Genomic DNA, 17,779 nt, shown 5'->3' on the forward strand with positions numbered 1-17,779 from the left:
TTATGCCGGTGCGTGACGTCAAGTGCCGGTCGTCGTGTCAGGCAGTGATGGGTGCCTCTCGTCTAGTTGCGCGGCGGTTTCGAGGCCACGATGTCGTCGGCCTTGACCCATCCGGGCGTGCCGACGGCGAAACGGGTTTTCGCGCGCGTGGCGAGCTCGCGAGCGGTCTTGTTGTCGCCGCGCAGGTAAGCGGCTTGGGCGGAGGCGAGATCCGCCTCGGCATAGTCTCCCTTCCGGCCATAAGCCATCGCGAGCTGGGTGTAGCCGATCGGCGCCTCGGGCTCGCGCGCCACCGCCGCACGGAGAATCCTGATGGCATCGTCCGTGTAGGCCTTATTATCGGTTCCAACCAGAGCCTGCCCAAGTAACATCTCGATGAGGGCCGCATTGTTCGAGAGCGCGACAGCCTTGCGCAGGGGGGCGATCGCATCGGCCGGCTTGCCGCTCTCCAGCAGGGCCTGGCCCTTGACCTCGTAGAAATACGGGTTGTTCGGCTGCACTGCGATCAGCGCGTCGACCTGGGCCAGCGCGCTGCGCAAATCGCCATGCAGATAGGTGCTGATCGCCCGGGCATAGCGCGCCGGCAGGGTGTCATTGGTGAGGGGATAGCGACGGTAGACCGTCTCGGGCCGTTCCATGAAGGCCGAGATCTTGGCGCGCACCATGTCATGGCGAAGCTGAAGCGCGGGATCGTCCTTCTTGTCCCAATAGGGGCTGGTGCTGGCGAACTCCTGGAGCGCTGCGACGCGCTCGGCGGGCATCGGGTGCGACTGCAGATAGGGATCGGCGCCGCGCGCGGCGAACAGGCTCTCGCTGGTGAAGCGCTTGAAGGTCTCGTACATGCCCTTCGGCGACTGTTGGGTGGCGGTCAGGAATTTGACGCCGGCGCGGTCGGCGTTCTCCTCCTGCTGGCGCTGGTAGGACAGCAGCGAACGGCGGATCATCTCCTGCGGACCGGCGATCGCTGCCGCGCCGGCATTGGCGAGGCCGTTATTGCCGCCGCGGCTGGCACCCGCCGCGATGGCGCCGGCGCCGAGCAGCATGGCGATGATCATCTGGGTCTGGGCGCTGGCGAGCTGCTCGCGCAGCTTGGCCAGATGGCCGCCGGCCAGATGGCCGGTCTCGTGAGCGAGCACGCCGATCAGCTGGTTCGGGGTCTCCGACTGGAGGATCGCGCCGTAATTGACGAAGATGCGACGGCCGTCGGCGACGAACGCGTTGAACGAGCTGTCGTTGATGATCACCATCTGGATGTTCTGCTTCTCCAGACCCGCAGCCCGCAGGATCGGGCGCGTATATTCGCGCAACAGCTGCTCGGTTTCGGTGTCACGCAGGACCGGGGGGCCTTTGCCTTCTTGCGCCCGGGCCGCGGAGAACGGTGACAGGACCATGGCCGCTGCCGTGACAATGGCGGTCAGCGCCGAGGCCTTCTTGCGCAATGCGATCTGGAGCAACATCAAACGGTCTGGATCAAACGGGCTTGGAATGCAGTCTTATGCTGGGTTTTGGCGATTGGCGGCGGACCGGATACGCGATATGCCCTTATGAGCCGTATAATGCGGCTAGTCTGGGGCGCAAGCGCCCTGTTTTGCGGACCGGACGGACCGGTGTGCCAGCGAAATAGCAGAAACCGATGCACGATGCGACATTGAGGAACCGGGCGGGGCAGTGGCTCGAGCCGTCCCGCCGTAGTGATGTTCCCCCGTTCATGGTCATGGACGTGATGGCGGCTGCCGCGCGGATCGAGGCTGATGGCGGCCATGTCATCCACATGGAGGTCGGCCAGCCCGCCGCGGGCGCTCCGAAGACGGCGATTGCGGCCGCGCAGGCGGCGCTTGCAACGGCGCGGATCGACTACACCTCGGCGCTCGGCATCCCGAGCTTGCGCGAGCGCATCGCGCGGCATTATCGCGATGCCTATGGCTGCATCGTGAGCCCCGACAGGATCGTGGTGACCACCGGCTCTTCCGGCGGCTTCATCCTGGCCTTCCTGTCGATGTTCGAGCCCGGCGATCGCGTCGCTGTCACGGTGCCGGGCTATCCGCCGTACCGCCACATCCTCACCGCGCTCGGATGCGAGCCGGTGCTGATCGAGACCACCGACGAGACACGCCATGCGCTGACTGGCGAGGCGCTGCTCGCTGCCCATCGCAAGGCGCCGCTGAAGGGCGTGCTGGTCGGCAGCCCCGCCAATCCGACGGGAACGATGATGTCCCGGGAGGCGCTCGCCGGCCTCATCGCCGCCGCCGAGGATGCCGGCATCCGCTTCATCTCCGACGAGATCTATCACGGGCTCGATTACGCGTTTCCGGCAGTGACCGCAGCGGCACTGTCCAAGGATGCGCTCGTGATCAACTCGTTCTCGAAATATTTTTGCATGACGGGCTGGCGCGTCGGCTGGATGGTCGTGCCTGACATTCTGGTGCGTCCGATCGAGCGGCTGCAGCAGAACCTCTCGATCTCGGTGCCGTCGCTGTCGCAGATCGCGGCCGAGGCCGCCTTCGACGGTGCGGCCGAGATGGAAGAGATCAAGCACGGCTATCAGGAAAACCGGCGCATCCTGATCGAGGGATTGCCGAGGGCGGGCCTCGCCAAATTCCTGCCGGCGGATGGCGCATTCTACCTCTATGCCGACGTCTCGGATTTCACGTCGGACAGCTTCGATTTCGCCAAGGAGATGCTGGAGAAGGCCCACGTTGCGGCGACGCCCGGGGTCGATTTCGATCCAATCCACGGTCGCTCCTTCGTCCGTTTCTCCTATGCGCGCTCGGCCGCGGAGATGCGGGAGGCAGTTGACCGGATCGCTCACTGGCTTAAATAGCCGGCAGTTTTCGCGACACTTCCGGAGTTCATCTTGTCTGACCGAACCGTCCAATCCGCCGCCACGCATTCGCCTCTTGCCGCAATGATGTGGCCAACACGGCCAGGAGAAGCTGTCAGCGCCTTGCGTGCTGTCGTGATGATTGCGCTTGGTACCGCAATGATGGCGCTATCAGCAAAGGTGAATTTGCCGCTGCCTTACGTGCCGATGACGTTGCAGACGTTGGTCGTGCTGGTCATCGGCGCGGCTTATGGCTGGCGCCTTGGCAGCGCAACCATGATTGCCTATCTCGCCGAAGGCGCGATGGGATTGCCGGTGTTCGCCGGCCCGGTTGGTGGAATTGCGCCGCTGGTTGGCCCGACCGCCGGCTATCTCTTCGGCTTCGTGGCTGCGGCCTTCATCACCGGCTGGCTTGCCGAGCGAGGCTGGGATCGCAATGTGGCGCTGCTGTTTGTGGCGATGGCAGTCGGCCACGTCGTTATTTTCATCGGCGGTTTCGTCTGGCTGGCTTGCGGCATCCACCTTGGTGCGGAAAAGGCCTGGCTGGTCGGCGTTGCGCCCTTCATCCTGGCCTCCGTCATCAAGAACGTGCTCGGGGCGGCCCTTATGCCGGCGGGGCGTCGGATCGTTGATCGTCGCGGTTAATTTCACCGCGCGGAATGTTCCAATTGACAGAGCCAGCCAAATTGAATTTGGCTGGCTCTGAGCTTTAAGGGGGGAGGAAAAAAACAATGACAACGACAACGACAACGGTGGCCGCCGCGCCCGCCGCACCTGCTGCGGCCAAGCCGTGGTATAAAATTCTCTACATCCAGGTGCTGATTGCCATCGTGCTCGGCGCGATCGTCGGCTGGCTCTGGCCGTCGGTCGCGACCAACGACTGGATCAAGGCGCTCGGCGACGGCTTCATCAAGCTGATCAAGATGGTGATCGCTCCGATCATCTTCTGCACCGTGGTCTCCGGCATCGCGCACATCCAGGACGCCAAGAAGGTCGGGCGCATCGGCGTCAAGGCGCTGGTCTATTTCGAAATCGTCTCCACTTTCGCGCTCATCATCGGCCTCATCATCGGCAACGTGGTGAAGCCGGGTGCAGGCTTCGGCAATGCCGCCGCCAACGCGCAGGCCGTCGCCGGCTATGCCAAGCAGGCCGAGGGCCAGAAGAGCGTCGACTTCATTTTGCACATCATTCCCGACACCGTGGTCGGCGCTTTCGCCCAAGGCGAAATCCTCCAGGTGCTGCTGTTCTCGGTACTGTTCGGCTTCGCCATCATGGGGCTCGGCGAGCGCGGCCACGTCATCCGCAGCTTCATCGACGACGCCGCGCATGCGGTGTTCGGCGTGATCTCGATCGTGATGCGCGCCGCGCCACTCGGCGCGTTTGGTGCGATGGCCTTCACGATCGGCAAGTTCGGCACAGGTGCCATCCTCAATCTGATCGGCCTGATCGCGACGTTCTATCTGACCGCGGCATTGTTCATCGTCGTGGTGCTCGGCACCATCGCGCGCTTCGCCGGTTTCTCGATCTTCAAATTCCTCGCCTACATCAAGGACGAGCTGTTGATCGTGCTCGGCACCTCGTCGTCGGAAAGCGCGCTGCCGACCTTGATGGAGAAGCTGGAACGGCTCGGCTGCTCCAAATCGGTGGTCGGCCTCGTGGTGCCCACGGGCTATTCGTTCAACCTCGACGGCACCAACATCTACATGACGCTGGCGACGCTCTTCATCGCGCAGGCGCTCGGCTACGATCTCACCTTCAGCCAGCAGCTCACGATCCTGGTCGTGGCGATGCTGACCTCGAAGGGAGCCTCGGGCATCACCGGTGCGGGCTTCATCACGCTGGCGGCGACGCTGGCCGTGGTCGATCCGCGCCTCGTGCCCGGCATGGCGATCGTGCTCGGCATCGACAAGTTCATGAGCGAGTGCCGCGCGTTGACCAATCTCTGCGGCAACGGGGTGGCCTGCGTGATCGTCGCCTGGTGGGAGGGCGAGCTCGATCGCGACAAGCTCAACGCGCGGCTGAGCCGGCAGATCGATCCGACGGACATGGAAACCGCCGTCACGACGGACTGATCTGCGTGCGAGCTAGAACCGCTCCGGCCGGTACGGCGCGGGGTCGATCGACGGCGTCTCGCCGTTCATCATCTCCGCGAGCAGGCGTCCGGTGGCGGGGCCGAGCGTGAAGCCCTGGTGACCGTGGCCAAAGTTCACCCAGAGACCGGGGTGACGCGAGGCGCGGCCGAGCACGGGCAGCATGTCGGGCGTACAGGGGCGGGTGCCGAACCATGGCTCCGGTTCGGCGCGCTTGCCGAGATCGATCAGCTCGCGCGCGGAGGCTTCGGCGCTGGTGAGCTGCACCGGCGTTGCCAACGCATCCGGTTCCGTCAACTCTGCGCCCGTAGTGATGCGGATGCCCTTGGCCATTGGTCCCATGGCGTAGCCCTGGCCCTTGTCGACCAGCGGCAGATCGAGCGAGGCGCCGCCGGTGTAGTGCATGTGGTAGCCGCGCTTGCGCACCAGCGGAATGCGGTAGCCGAACTTGTGCAAGAGGTCCGGCGACCACGGCCCGAGCGTCACGACGGCGTTGGCTGCATCGAGGCGGCCGCTGTCGGTGTCGACAGACCATCCGGTTGCCGTCTGCTGCAGCGACTGCGCCTCGCCGAGCACGATGCTGCCGCCGGATCGTTCGAACAGGTCGGCGTATGCGGTGACGAGCGCACCGGGATCGGACACGGTCCAGGTGTCGAGCCAATGGATCGCGCCGGGAAGATCGTCGCGCAAAATAGGCTCCGCCTTGGTCAACTCGCGGCCCGAGAGCACGCGAAAATTCACGCCGAACTCGCGGCGGTCTTCCTCCGCCGCCTTGATCGCCTGGTCGAAGGAGGTGGCGTCGCGATGCAGCACGCGATAGCCGGCACGCCGGATCAGATTGTCGGCATGGGCTTCGCGGATGAGCACGTCGTGCTCGGGCGTCGCAGTAGCGATCAGGCGCGACCAGGCCGCGATGGCTTCGCGATGCCGCTTCGGCGCCGAATGCCACCAATAGCGGAGCAGCGGCTCGATGTGACGATGCAAAGAGGACAAACTGTAGCGCACGTCGTTGGTGCGGCCGGTCGCGATGTTCAGGAGCGTGGCAAGGTCACGCGGCATCGGGTACGGCCGCATGGCTTCGGCCTGGATCATCCCCGCATTACCGTAGCTGGTTTCGCGGCCCGGCTCCCTGCGGTCGACCAGCGTGACCGTCCAGCCACGCTGCCTCAGATGCAAGGCGGCGCCGACACCCACCATGCCGCCGCCGAGAATGATTGCGCTTTTCATCGGCAGAATTCTCCTGTCAGGCCGGCTCTAACGTGAGCTTGGACTGCGCCGTGTTGATGGTCGTTGCGACGAGGACGGACAGCGCCGTCATCGCGACCAGGAAGCCGAAGGCCGCGTCGAACGATCCGGTCCCGGTCACGATGAAGCCCATCGCGGCCGGTGCAACGAAGCCCGCACTCTGGCCGCCGAGATTGACCATGCCGATCCCCGATCCGATCTGGTCGTCACGTAGCAGTTTGGTCGGGAGCGCAATCACCGAAGCGAGCACAAAGGATTTGAAGAAGTAGACCACCGATTGATAGACGATCAATGCGGTGATCGTCTCGGCCTTGTACATCGCGTAGAGGAAGATGCCTGTAAATGCGGAGCTGCCGATAAGCAGATATTTTTCGCGCTCGGCAAAGAAGGTGGTCATCACCCAGCCGCCGATTGCGGTTGCGAATGTCGCCATCATGAAGGGGATCGGTGCCACCACGCCGACCGTCTTGAGGTCGAGCCCGCGCTGCTGGAGCAGATAGAGCGGCATCCAGGAATCCAGGCCCTTGTTGACGCAGCTGAGCCCGAACCACACCACCATCAACTGCCAGAGCAGCGGATTCTTCATCAGCTCGCGCATCGGCGCCCGCGGCTTTGCCGTCACGGGTCCAACGCCGATCCGTGCGAGATGCGGCACGGAGACGAAGTAAATCAGCGCAAACAGGATACCGGCGATGCCGATCGCATTGAAGGCATGACGCCAGCCCATCCAGAGGATCAGCGGCGCCATGATCAGCGGCGCGACCATGCTGCCGGCATAGTTCGACGACAGCAGCAGGGCCGACATTTTGGGCCGGCTGTCCTTTTTGAACAGCTCCGCTATGGCGCGGATGCTCGCCGGCGGAAAGCCGCCCTCGGCGATGCCGAAGATGAAGCGGATCGCGATCAGCGAGGTCAGCGACCAGGCGAGGCTCGTAAACGACGTGAACAGCGACCACATCACGATGGTGACGATGACAACGTATTTCGAGCCGAAGCGGTCGGAGAGCCATCCGCCCGGCACCTGCATCGCGGCATAGCCCAAGAAGAACGCGCTGATGACGATGCCGAGGTCGGCAGCCTGCAGATTGAAGTCCTTGCCGATCTGCGCCAGCGCCAGCGAGATTGCGGCGCGGTCGATGTAGGAGATGCAGTAGGCGAGATAGAGCAGGACGAAGGCGACCATGCCAGTCCTGCGGTTCGACGATTCGGCCATGCTGATCTCCGCGATGCCGGCGCCCCGGCGGTGATGGCTACTTGTTTGATCTAGTCCCAGGTGAGGAAGCCCGGCGTCGAGGACAGCGGCGGCGCGGCCGCGAGCCGTGCGAGGTCGGGAACAGGCCGACACATCTGTGGATCGCTTGTGAACGCAGCCTCGATGCTCGCGGCGACCGAGAGCACGATCGCATCGCCGCCGCGCGGGCCGACGATCTGAAGGCCGAAAGGCAGGCCGGCCTCGTCACGGCCGAGTGGGATGCTGATCGCGGGGTGGCCGGGGAGCGTCACGGCGTAGGCGAGCGCGAGCCAGTGGAAGTAGGATTGCGTCGGCGTCCCGTCGATCTCGGCGGGATAGAGCTCCGACCATGGCCGCGGGCTGAGCGTGATGGTCGGGCTGATCAACACGTCGTGGTCTTGGAAGAAGCTCTGAAAGGCGCGATAGATCCGCGTCTGCGTGGTCGCGGCGCGCCCGTGATCTTCGAGCGTGTAACTCAGGCCTTCCCTGACATTGGCGCGGACATTGGGGCCGAGCATCTCGGGCCGCTCTTGGTAATTCTCGCCATGCATAGCCAGGAACAGGCCGGCGCGCAGCACGGCGAAGGCATCGTCCGCCCCGGTGCAATCGGGCGTCGCCTCGCGACATTCGGCAAACAGCGGTGCGAGCTTGCTCACGCGCGCGCGAAACACACGGCGGATCGCCTGCTCGGTCGGCGCGAAGCCGAAGTCTTCGGTGAAGGCGAGGCGGAGCTTGCCGAGCTCTGCGGCACGTGGCGCGGCCCAGCGTTCGGCGCGTCCGCGCAAGGGCTCGCCGGGAAGCGTGTAGGCGAGCGGATCGCGGGCATCGTCGCTCGCCAACACCGACAGCATCAGCGCGGCATCAGCGACGTTGCGTGCCATCGGTCCATCGGTCGACAGATTGGACCAGCCGAAGGCCCGCTTCTCGCTCGCCACGAGGCCGTAGGAAGGACGCATGCCGACGATGCCGGCATAGCCCGCGGGATTGCGCAGGGATCCGCCCGTGTCGGAGCCCGAGGCAAGCGGAGCCATGCCACAGGCGAGCGCGACCGCCGATCCGCCGGAGGAACCGGCCGCCGAGCGCATGGGATCGAACGGATTGCCGGTCGCGCCGAAAACGGGATTGCGCGTGTTGCCGCCCGCCGCCCATTCCGGCGTGTTGGTCTTGCCGAAGATGATGGCGCCCGCGGCACGCAGCCGGGCGACCGAGCCCTGGTCGGCGGCCGGGACATTGTCGCTCAACAGGGGACTGCCGTAGGTCGAGCGCATCCCGGCGGTGTCCTGCGTGTCCTTGATCAGGACGGGGAGCCCGTGCAGCGCGCCACCATCCTCACCGCGCAGGATCGCGGCCTCAGCTGCCTTTGCGGCGGCGCGCGCGCCGGGCTCATCGAGCGTCACGACCGCGTTGACGGCCGCGTTGGTGGTGGCGATGCGGGACAGGCAGGAGTCGAGCAGCTCGACGGGCGAGATTGTCCGCGCGGCCAGCAGGCGGCGCAGCTCAACGGCACTCGTGTCGCAAAGTTGGGACAATGCCAAGCCCTTTCAAATTGTGAAAACGGTTTAGCATATCGGAAAGTGCGTGGGGCGCACCAATGTTCGTCAAAGCCGGCTAATTCTTGCACAAATCCCGGAATCGATGCCCGAGACGGTACCTAGAAGAGGCTTCCCGGGAGCATTTGCGCCAAAAGAGATTAGATGGATCAGCCAATATTTTTTCCCGGCAGCGTGCTAGGATTGCTGCATGAGCGAGATTACGACGCCCGAAGGTGCCAATTCCCAGCTCGGCCAGTGTCTCAAGGCGGCGCGCCAGGCGCGTGGCCTGACGCTCAAGCAGGTCGCCGAGCGGACCGGCATGGCGCTGTCGACCCTGTCCAAGGTCGAGAATGGCCTGATGTCGCTGACCTATGACAAGCTGCTTCAGCTCACCTCCGGCCTGAAGATGGAGATTGCGGAGCTGTTCAATCCGGCGGTCGGAGCACCTGTGCAGGGCCGGCCGGTCACCGCGCGGCGGAGCATCAGCCGGGCCGGGCAGGGGCAGCTGATCAATACGAAGTTCTACACCTACACTTATCAATGCACCGACCTGATCGGCAAGCGCATGGTGCCGATCGTGGCCGAGGTCCGCGCGCGTTCGCTGGACGAGTTCGGTCCGTTGCTGTGTCATGCCGGCGAAGAGTATTTTCTGGTGACGAGCGGGCGCGTCGCTGTGCACACCGAGTTCTACGCGCCGGAGATCCTGGACGAGGGTGACGGCATCTATCTCGACAGCACCATGGGCCATGCCTACCTCAACGCCGGCGAGGCGGCATCCGCCAAGGGCGTTTGTCTCTGCACCAGCGAGGCGCCCGATCTTTACGATCAGCTTCGCCAGATCGCATCGCGCGACGTGGCGCCGCTCGGTGAGGACGAACTGCCGCCGCAACGTTCCGGTGAGGCATGAAAGGAAAAACGCCCGGCTTTGGCCGGGCGTTTTTTTATTTGGCGGGTTGCTCTATTCGCCGCCGCCAAAGCGGCGCGACCACCAGCCGGCGCGCCGCGGGGCCGCCGGCGGTTCGGCTGCCGCTTCCGGCGTCGGCTCAGGCGCGGGCGGCGCAACCGGCTCCGGCGCCGTCGCAATCGGCGTTGCCGGCTCGCTCGGGCTGCTCGACGGGAAGCTCACCTTCTCACGAACGGTGGAGCGGCGCCGCGTGGTCTTGTCGTCCACTGCGGGCTCTTCTTCGGCGATAGCAGCCGGTGGCGCTGACTGGACCGGCGTTTCAACCGGCGCCTGATGGGACTGGGGCTCGGGCTGAGACGTTTCAACCGGGGCGATGTGCTCCGAATGCGCAATGGACGGAGCGGTCTCGCTGCCGGCACCGTCGAAATCGGCCACCGCGTCGGCCGCTTCCGACGGCGGATTGCCGCCGAGCTCGTCGCCGATGGAGCCGGCGAGACCATCCTCGGCACCGCCACGACGACGACGTCCACCCCTGCGACCACGCCGGCGACGGCGATCGCCGCTGCCCTGCTGCTCGCCACGGGCGGCCTGTTCCTCGCCTTCCTCACCGTCCTGCTCGGTGTCGGCTTCCTCTTCGCCTTCACCGGCCGCTACGGCCGCTTCAGGCGAAACGGGAGCGCCATCTTCGCGCGCCTCGCCGTCGCGCTGGCCGCCGCGACCGCGCCGACGGCGGCGACGCTTGCGGCGATGACCGTCCTGCTCGGGCGACCCATCGCCTGCGGCCTGCTCCTCGGCGAGACCTTCCGTCTCCTCGGTCTCGACCTCGGATTCGGTCTCCAGGTCAAAGCCGTCGTCATCGTCATAGGCCTCTTCGGCCAACGGCGGCGGGCTTGCGGCGACCTGGGCCGCGAGCAGCGCCTTAGCGGCCTCGAGCGTATGTACTTGCTCGCCACGGTCGATCAGATAGGCCTGCGGTCCGCTGACGCTGGGGTCGGCGATGACAGACAGCGTGACCTTGAAGCCGTTCTCGAGGTCGCGCAGATGGCCACGCTTGTGGTTCAGCACATAGAGCGCGACGTCGGTGCGGGTGCGGACCACGAGATTGTGGGTCGCGCCCTTCATCAGGATCTCTTCCAGGCCGCGCAGCAATTGCAACGCCACCGAGGACACCGAGCGGACATGGCCGGTGCCGCCGCAATGCGGGCAGGGATCGGTCGAGCTCTCCAGCACGCTGGCGCGGATGCGCTGGCGCGACATTTCCAACAGGCCGAAATGCGAGATGCGGCCGACCTGGATGCGCGCGCGATCCTGCCTTAGGCAATCGGACAACTTGCGCTCGACCGCACGGTTGTTGCGCTTCTCGTCCATGTCGATGAAGTCGATGACGATCAGGCCGGCGAGGTCGCGCAGGCGAAGCTGGCGGGCGACCTCTTCGGCCGCTTCCAGGTTGGTCTTGAGCGCGGTGTCCTCGATATGGTGCTCGCGCGTCGACCGGCCGGAGTTGACGTCGATCGAGACCAGCGCCTCGGTCTGGTTGATCACGATGTAGCCGCCGGAGCGGAGCTGCACGGTCGGCGAGAACATCGCATCGAGCTGGCTCTCGACGCCCATGCGTGAAAACAGCGGCTGACCGTCCCGATACTGCTTCACCGCGCTGACATTGGCGGGCATCAGCATCTTCATGAAGTCGCGGGCTTCGCGGTAGCCGGAGTCACCGGCGACCTGAATTTCGTCGATCTCCTTGTTGTAAAGGTCGCGCAGCGAGCGCTTGATCAACGAGCCTTCCTCGTAGACGAGCGTCGGGGCCTGCGACTTCAGCGTCAGGTCGCGCACCGTCTCCCACATCCGGATCAGGTACTCGAAGTCGCGCTTGATCTCGGGCTTGGTGCGGGCGGCCCCAGCAGTGCGCAGGATGATGCCCATGCCCTCGGGCACGTCGAGGTCCTGCACGACTTCCTTCAGGCGCGAACGATCCTGGGCCGAGGTGATCTTGCGGCTGATGCCGCCACCGCGGGCGGTGTTCGGCATCAACACGGCATAGCGGCCGGCAAGCGACAGATAGGTCGTCAGCGCAGCGCCCTTGTTGCCGCGCTCTTCCTTGACGACCTGCACCAGCATCACCTGGCGCCGCTTGATGACTTCCTGGATCTTGTACTGGCGGCGCGGACGGAAGGTGCGCTCCGGCACTTCCTCGAGCACGTCGTCGCCACCCACGGATTCGACGACTTCCTCTTCAGCTTCCTCGCCGTCTTCTTCGTCCTCGTCGTCTTCCCCGGCTGCGTCCGCAGCCTCGCCGTGCGGCGCGTCGGTGATCTCGCCGGCGGCGTAAACGGCATCGGCCGGTTCCCTGACCGATGTCACGGCCTCGGCAAACGTCTCGGGATGCGCTTCGAAAGCGGAGGGTTCCTGAGGTTCAGTGACGGTCTCGGCCGCAACCGCGGGGTCGGCGCCCACAGCCGCGACAGGGGCGGGCGTCTCGTCCGCATGATGATCGTGGTCGTGGTGATCGCTATCGTGGTCGTGGTCATGACCATTGTCGTCATGATCGTGCGCGTGATGGTGCTCATCATGCTCGTGATCATCGTGCTCATGATCGTCATGCCCGTGATCGCTGTGATCATGGTCTTGATGATCGTGGTCGTGACCCTCGTGCTCGCCGTGATGCTCTGCATCGGCGTGCAGGTGCTCACCCTCCTGTGGAGCGCCGACCGTGTCCTCCGGCCGGGCTTGGCCTTCCGCCTGGGCCTCCGTCGGCTGGGCGAGCGGATCGGCGCCCGCGCCAAGACCCTCGACGAGGTCGCTGCGGACGCGCTCGCCATGACCACGGCGGCGGGCATTGCGGTGACGCGAGCGGCGACGGCCGTGGGAGCGGTTTTCGCTCTCTTCCTCGGCCTCGCGATGGGCCTGTTCCTCGGCCTCGATCAGCGCCTGACGGTCGGCAACCGGAATCTGGTAATAATCGGGATGGATTTCGCTGAAGGCGAGGAAGCCGTGGCGATTGCCGCCATATTCAACGAAGGCGGCTTGGAGCGAGGGTTCGACCCTTGTGACCTTGGCGAGGTAGATATTCCCGCGCAGTTGCTTGCGTTGCGCGGTCTCGAAGTCAAACTCTTCGACGCGATTGCCGCGGACCACGACGACCCGGGTCTCTTCCGGGTGGGTGGCATCGATCAACATCTTGTTGGGCATGTCTTAACTCTTGGCGGCGGCGGGCGCGATCGACCGTGGGCGCGAAGAGCGCTGCCGGGTGACGCGACGGTCCACCTGATTCGGGGGTGAGGGGAAGGCAGAAACGCCGTCTCTCGCGCCTTGCCGAATCGGAAGCCGGAGGACCGCAGCGGCGCGCGGGATTTTTATTCCGCAGCGTCGCGAATGGTCCTTCAGAATTCGTCGGCACAGTCTGGCGCATCAAGCGTCGGCCCGTATGAAACATTGGGCGGAGGGGCCGCCCCTTAATCAGTTGCTGCTGGCCAGGCATGGCGCGTGCGCGCTCGCCCTGGATCAAGAACCGCCCCCTCGGGATTAAGGGACCGGGTAACCGGTCGCGTCGCTGTCGAAACCGTCCCGGAAACACTGTGGTAACCGGAAACCGTCCGCCGCCGGGGCTTGCCCCGTTCCACCTCGTTGCCGCGCACTGCGCTGGTCTTAGAGGAGAACAGAAAACGCTGGAATTCCCGAATCTTGGGAGCTCCGGCGCTGCACCGGGAGGCTGAATGCGACACAACCGGAAATTATTGGCCGTCAGCATTCCGTACATACGAGGAATGGGACATCCATGCAAGGGAGCGTCGCACACCGGTCACAGTCAGGGAGTTTCGCGCTTCCGTTATTAAGGATCGATTAACCCTGTGGTTCTATTGCGTTAAAGAGGCTGCTCGGAGGCACGGATTCGGTGGCGAGCCGCACAAATCAACGGGTTTTGCTGGGATTTGCGCTGCTTTGCGCCGCAGCATTGCCGTATGCCGCATACTCGGGACTGAGCGCGGCGGAGAGCCCTGCGCAAGCCCCCGTCGCGGCTGCGAATTTTCCTGTCGCGACAGCGGCGCGCCTGGCCGGCGACGGGAAGCAAACGCGTTTCATTCTCGACCTCGACCAGACCATCAGCTTCCGCGCCACGACGCTCGCCGATCCCTACCGGGTGGTGGTCGACGTTCCCCAGGTGAATTTTCAGTTGGCTCCCGGCACGGGGGCCGGCCGAGGACTCGTCAAGGCCTTTCGCTATGGGCTCGTGATGCCCGGAGGCTCGCGAATCGTGTTCGACCTGACCGGGCCCGCCAAGATCACCAATTCCTACGTGCTCGAGGCGGCCAATGGCCAGCCGGCCCGGTTGGTGCTGGAGCTGGAGGAGGTCGATCGCGCGGCCTTCGTGCAGACACCCGCCGCGGAGAATCGCCCCGAGTTGCGGCCGACGATGTCAGCCGCGCCGCCGGCAACGGCTCCTGCCTCGCCGGATCCGGCGCAGCACAAGCCGGGAGCGCCTTCCGACGGCCGGCCGGTCGTCGTGATCGACCCCGGCCATGGCGGCATCGACAACGGGACCCAGTCGAGCGGCGAGAGCGAGAAGAACCTGGTGTTGGCGTTCGGCCTGGCGCTGCGCGACCGCTTGGAAAAGTCGGGTAAATACCGCGTGGTGATGACGCGGGACGACGATACATTCATCCCGCTCAACGACCGGTCCAAGGTCGCCCGCAATTTGAATGCCGCGCTGTTCGTCTCGATTCATGCCGACGCGCTGCCGAAGGCCGAGGGTGACGCGCAGGGGGCCACGATCTATACGCTGTCGGACAAGGCATCCGACGCCGAGGCCCAGCGCCTTGCCGATGCCGAAAACCGTGCCGATGCGATCGCCGGCTTCAACCTTGCGGAAGAGCCGACCGACGTTGCCGACATCCTCATCGACCTCACGCAACGGGAAACCCGCACCTTTTCAAACCGTTTTGCCCATCTCCTGATGGGCGAAATGAAGACGACGGTGCGGATGCACAAGCATCCCCTGAAGTCGGCCGGCTTTCGGGTGCTGAAGGCTCCGGATGTGCCCTCGGTGCTGGTCGAGATCGGCTACGTGTCCAACAAGGGCGACCTCGAGCACCTCGTGTCAGAGGGCTGGCGCTCCAAGGCCGTCGGCTCGATGGCGCAGGCGATCGACACGTTCCTGGCCAAAAGGATAGCGACAGCGGGGGCCAGCAATTAAGGACGGCATATCGGTTCCGCTGTTAAGCCCTAGTTTGGCCACAGCGGACGCCTTATAAAAAACGGCGCAGGGGGTTCCGGAATCGACGAGGATCCCGTTCGGCGAGCGTCATTCGGTCCGGCAATTGATGGTATTGAGTAGGCCGGTGAATTCGCGACGTAAGGACGGCGCCCGTTTGGGGCGCTTTGGGCTGATCCTGGGATTGAACGGATAAACACATAATGCGCTTGCTTGTGCGGTTCATGGGCTTCCTGTTCGCTGCGGGAACGGTGCTGTTCCTTGTCGGTGTCGGTGCCGTGGCAGGCCTGATCTGGCATTTCTCCAAGGACTTGCCCGACTACTCTCAGCTTCAGGATTACGAGCCGCCGGTGATGACCCGCGTGCACGCGGTCGACGGTTCGTTGCTCGGCGAATACGCCAAGGAACGACGGCTCTACCTGCCCATCCAGGCCGTGCCGAAGCTCGTGATCAACGCGTTCCTCGCGGCCGAAGACAAGAATTTCTACGAGCATGGTGGCATCGACTACACCGGCATGGCGCGTGCAGGCGTGCTTTACTTGCAGAACTTCGGTTCCAACCGCCGCCCGCAGGGTGCCTCCACGATCACCCAGCAGGTCGCCAAGAACTTCCTTCTGACCAACGAGGTCTCCTTCTCGCGCAAGATCAAGGAAGCCTTGCTCGCGATGCGCATCGAGAAGACCTATTCGAAGGACAAGATTCTCGAGCTGTATCTGAACGAAATCTATCTCGGCCTCGGCGCCTACGGCATCGCTGCCGCCTCGCTGGTCTATTTCGACAAATCGGTGAACGAGCTCACCGTGGCGGAAGCGGCTTATCTGGCGGCGCTGCCGAAGATGCCGGCGACGCTGCATCCGGTACGCAACCGCGACCGCGCCATCGAGCGCCGCAACTACGTGATCGACCGTCTTCAGGAGAACGGCTGGATCAAGCAGGCCGACGCCGACAAGGCGCGCAAGGAGCCGCTGGTCGTTACCAACCGTAGCAATGGCGCCCACACCTTCGCCGGCGAATATTTCGCCGAGGAAGTCCGCCGCGACATCTTCGAGCGCTACGGCGAGAAGAAGCTGTACGAGGGAGGCCTCTCGGTCCGCACCACGCTCGATCCGAAGATCCAGGTCATGGCACGCAAGACCATGGTTGCCGGCCTCGTGAATTATGACGAGCAGCAAGGCTATCGCGGGCCCATCAGCAAGCTCGATATTTCGGGCGACTGGGGCGTGAAGCTCGCCGAGATCAAATCGCTGTCCGACATTTCGCCGTGGCGCATGGCGGTGGTGCTGGAGACCAGTGATCAGTCGGCGCGCATTGGCTTCCAGCCGAATCGCGAGCTCGGCGGCGCGGTCAGCAAGCAGCGCGAGACCGGCCTCATCGCGCTTGATGGCGTGCGCTGGGCGAAGGCGGCGCAGGGCAACGCCAGGGGCAAGACGCCCAGCTCGGTCGCGCAGGTGCTGCAGCCCGGCGACGTGATCTATGCGGATCCGCTCTTTACGAAGGAGGGACAGCCGGTCGAAGGCCAATACCGTCTGCGCCAGATCCCCGAGGTCTCGGGCGCGATGGTGGTGATGGACCCGTGGACCGGCCGCGTGCTCGCGATGGTCGGCGGCTTCTCGTTCGACCAGAGCCAGTTCAACCGTGCCACGCAGGCCTACCGGCAGCCGGGTTCGTCATTCAAGCCGATCGTCTATTCGGCCGCGCTCGACAACGGCTACACGCCGTCGACCGTGGTGCTCGACGCGCCGATCGAAATCGACCAGGGCCAGGGCGCTGGAGTATGGCGTCCGGAAAACTTTGATGCCGGCAAGTATATGGGGCCGATGACCTTGCGCAATGCGCTGAGGTTGTCGCGCAACACGGTGACGGTGCGCCTTGCGCAAGACATCGGCATGCCCCTGATCGGCGAATACGCCCGCCGCTTCGGCGTTTACGACGAATTACCGAACTATCTCTCCTATGCGCTCGGCGCCGGTGAGACGACGGCGATGCGCATGGTCACGGCCTATTCGATGCTCGCCAATGGCGGGCGCCGGGTGAAGCCGACTTTGATCGACCGGATCCAGGACCGCTACGGACACACCATCTTCAAGCACGACCAGCGCGAATGTCGCGGCTGCGACGCGCCCGGCGGCTGGAAGAACCAACCCGAGCCGCAGCTGATCGACCGCCGTGAGCAGGTGCTGGATTCCATGACCGCGTATCAGATCACCGAGCTGCTGGAAGGCGTGGTCCAGGCCGGTACCGCAACTGTCGTGAGGGAGGTCGGCAAGCCGATTGCCGGCAAGACCGGTACGACGAACGAGGCCAAGGACGCCTGGTTCGTCGGGTTCTCGCCTGATATCGCCGTTGCGATTTACATGGGCTACGACAAGCCGCGCTCTCTCGGCAGAGGCAATGCCGCCACCGGCGGCCATCTCTCTGCCCCGATTGCGCGCGATTTCTTCAAGCTCGCGCTCGCCGACAAGCCCGCCGTTCCCTTCAAGGTGCCGGCCGGCATCAAGTTGGTTCGCGTCGTCGCCAAGACCGGCATGCGCGCCGGCCCCGGCGAAACCGGTGGAACCATCCTGGAAGCTTTCAAGCCGGGCACAGCGCCGCCGGACAACTACTCTGTCATCGGCGTCGCCGACGCCGACGGACGCGGTGGTGTGCCAGCGCCACAGCAGGCGCCGGACTCCGGATTCTTCATGCGGCCGGGTACCGGCGGGCTCTACTAGGGGCCTAGGATAAGAGCACCGGCTTTGAGTTCCGGC

Annotated in this window: 12 protein-coding genes; 7 read left to right on the forward strand and 5 right to left on the reverse strand. The window is 64.7% G+C overall.

Annotation, left to right across the window (positions count from 1 at the left end; translation table 11 throughout):
- Positions 1–62: 62 nt before the first annotated feature.
- Positions 63–1,457: a M48 family metalloprotease gene (locus tag ACVIIW_RS26210; protein WP_456703384.1), complete on the reverse strand. Its 1,395-nt coding sequence runs from the start codon at positions 1,455–1,457 to the stop codon at positions 63–65.
- Between the two features lie 176 nt (positions 1,458–1,633).
- Between ACVIIW_RS26210 and ACVIIW_RS26215 the strand changes: the two genes are divergently transcribed.
- The 3 genes from ACVIIW_RS26215 to ACVIIW_RS26225 all read left to right on the forward strand — a co-directional run bounded on the left by ACVIIW_RS26215 (position 1,634) and on the right by ACVIIW_RS26225 (position 4,893).
- Positions 1,634–2,821 carry a pyridoxal phosphate-dependent aminotransferase gene (locus ACVIIW_RS26215; RefSeq protein WP_456703385.1) on the forward strand — a complete coding sequence of 396 codons (1,188 nt, stop codon included), beginning with the start codon at positions 1,634–1,636 and terminating at the stop codon, positions 2,819–2,821.
- Positions 2,822–2,908: 87 nt separating this feature from the next.
- Entirely contained in the window at positions 2,909–3,466 is a 558-nt protein-coding gene (locus ACVIIW_RS26220; RefSeq protein WP_456705274.1) for a biotin transporter BioY, read from the forward strand.
- A gap of 86 nt (positions 3,467–3,552) precedes the next feature.
- On the forward strand, positions 3,553–4,893 hold the full coding sequence (locus tag ACVIIW_RS26225; protein WP_456703386.1) for a dicarboxylate/amino acid:cation symporter: 1,341 nt from the start codon (positions 3,553–3,555) through the stop codon (positions 4,891–4,893).
- 12 nt (positions 4,894–4,905) lie between these two features.
- Here ACVIIW_RS26225 and ACVIIW_RS26230 read toward each other — a convergent pair whose 3' ends face one another.
- Genes ACVIIW_RS26230 through ACVIIW_RS26240 form a run of 3 tightly spaced genes read right to left on the reverse strand, consistent with a single transcriptional unit; the run spans position 4,906 to position 8,916 of the window.
- Entirely contained in the window at positions 4,906–6,138 is a 1,233-nt protein-coding gene (locus ACVIIW_RS26230) for an NAD(P)/FAD-dependent oxidoreductase (RefSeq protein ID WP_456703387.1), read from the reverse strand.
- A gap of 16 nt (positions 6,139–6,154) precedes the next feature.
- A complete protein-coding gene (locus tag ACVIIW_RS26235) occupies positions 6,155–7,369 on the reverse strand; it encodes an MFS transporter (RefSeq protein ID WP_456703388.1) in 1,215 nt (404 codons plus the stop codon).
- Between the two features lie 50 nt (positions 7,370–7,419).
- Positions 7,420–8,916, reverse strand: a complete 1,497-nt coding sequence (locus tag ACVIIW_RS26240; RefSeq protein ID WP_456705275.1) for an amidase — start codon at positions 8,914–8,916, stop codon at positions 7,420–7,422.
- Positions 8,917–9,127: 211 nt separating this feature from the next.
- Here ACVIIW_RS26240 and ACVIIW_RS26245 point away from each other — a divergent pair, with 211 nt between their 5' ends.
- Positions 9,128–9,826 carry a helix-turn-helix domain-containing protein gene (locus tag ACVIIW_RS26245; RefSeq protein WP_456703389.1) on the forward strand — a complete coding sequence of 233 codons (699 nt, stop codon included), beginning with the start codon at positions 9,128–9,130 and terminating at the stop codon, positions 9,824–9,826.
- 51 nt (positions 9,827–9,877) lie between these two features.
- Here the strand turns inward: ACVIIW_RS26245 and ACVIIW_RS26250 are convergent, their stop codons facing one another.
- Positions 9,878–12,277 carry an Rne/Rng family ribonuclease gene (locus tag ACVIIW_RS26250; RefSeq protein ID WP_456703390.1) on the reverse strand — a complete coding sequence of 800 codons (2,400 nt, stop codon included), beginning with the start codon at positions 12,275–12,277 and terminating at the stop codon, positions 9,878–9,880.
- A 30-nt stretch (positions 12,278–12,307) separates the two neighbouring features.
- Between ACVIIW_RS26250 and ACVIIW_RS26255 the strand changes: the two genes are divergently transcribed.
- From ACVIIW_RS26255 to ACVIIW_RS26265, 3 genes are all read left to right on the forward strand, one after another.
- A complete protein-coding gene (locus tag ACVIIW_RS26255) occupies positions 12,308–13,102 on the forward strand; it encodes a hypothetical protein (RefSeq protein WP_456703391.1) in 795 nt (264 codons plus the stop codon).
- 613 nt (positions 13,103–13,715) lie between these two features.
- Positions 13,716–15,014: an N-acetylmuramoyl-L-alanine amidase gene (locus ACVIIW_RS26260; protein ID WP_456703392.1), complete on the forward strand. Its 1,299-nt coding sequence runs from the start codon at positions 13,716–13,718 to the stop codon at positions 15,012–15,014.
- A 221-nt stretch (positions 15,015–15,235) separates the two neighbouring features.
- Complete coding sequence (locus ACVIIW_RS26265) at positions 15,236–17,743, forward strand: penicillin-binding protein 1A (protein WP_456703393.1); 2,508 nt, start codon at positions 15,236–15,238, stop codon at positions 17,741–17,743.
- Positions 17,744–17,779: the final 36 nt, after the last annotated feature.

The organism is Bradyrhizobium sp. USDA 4449 (assembly GCF_054056275.1).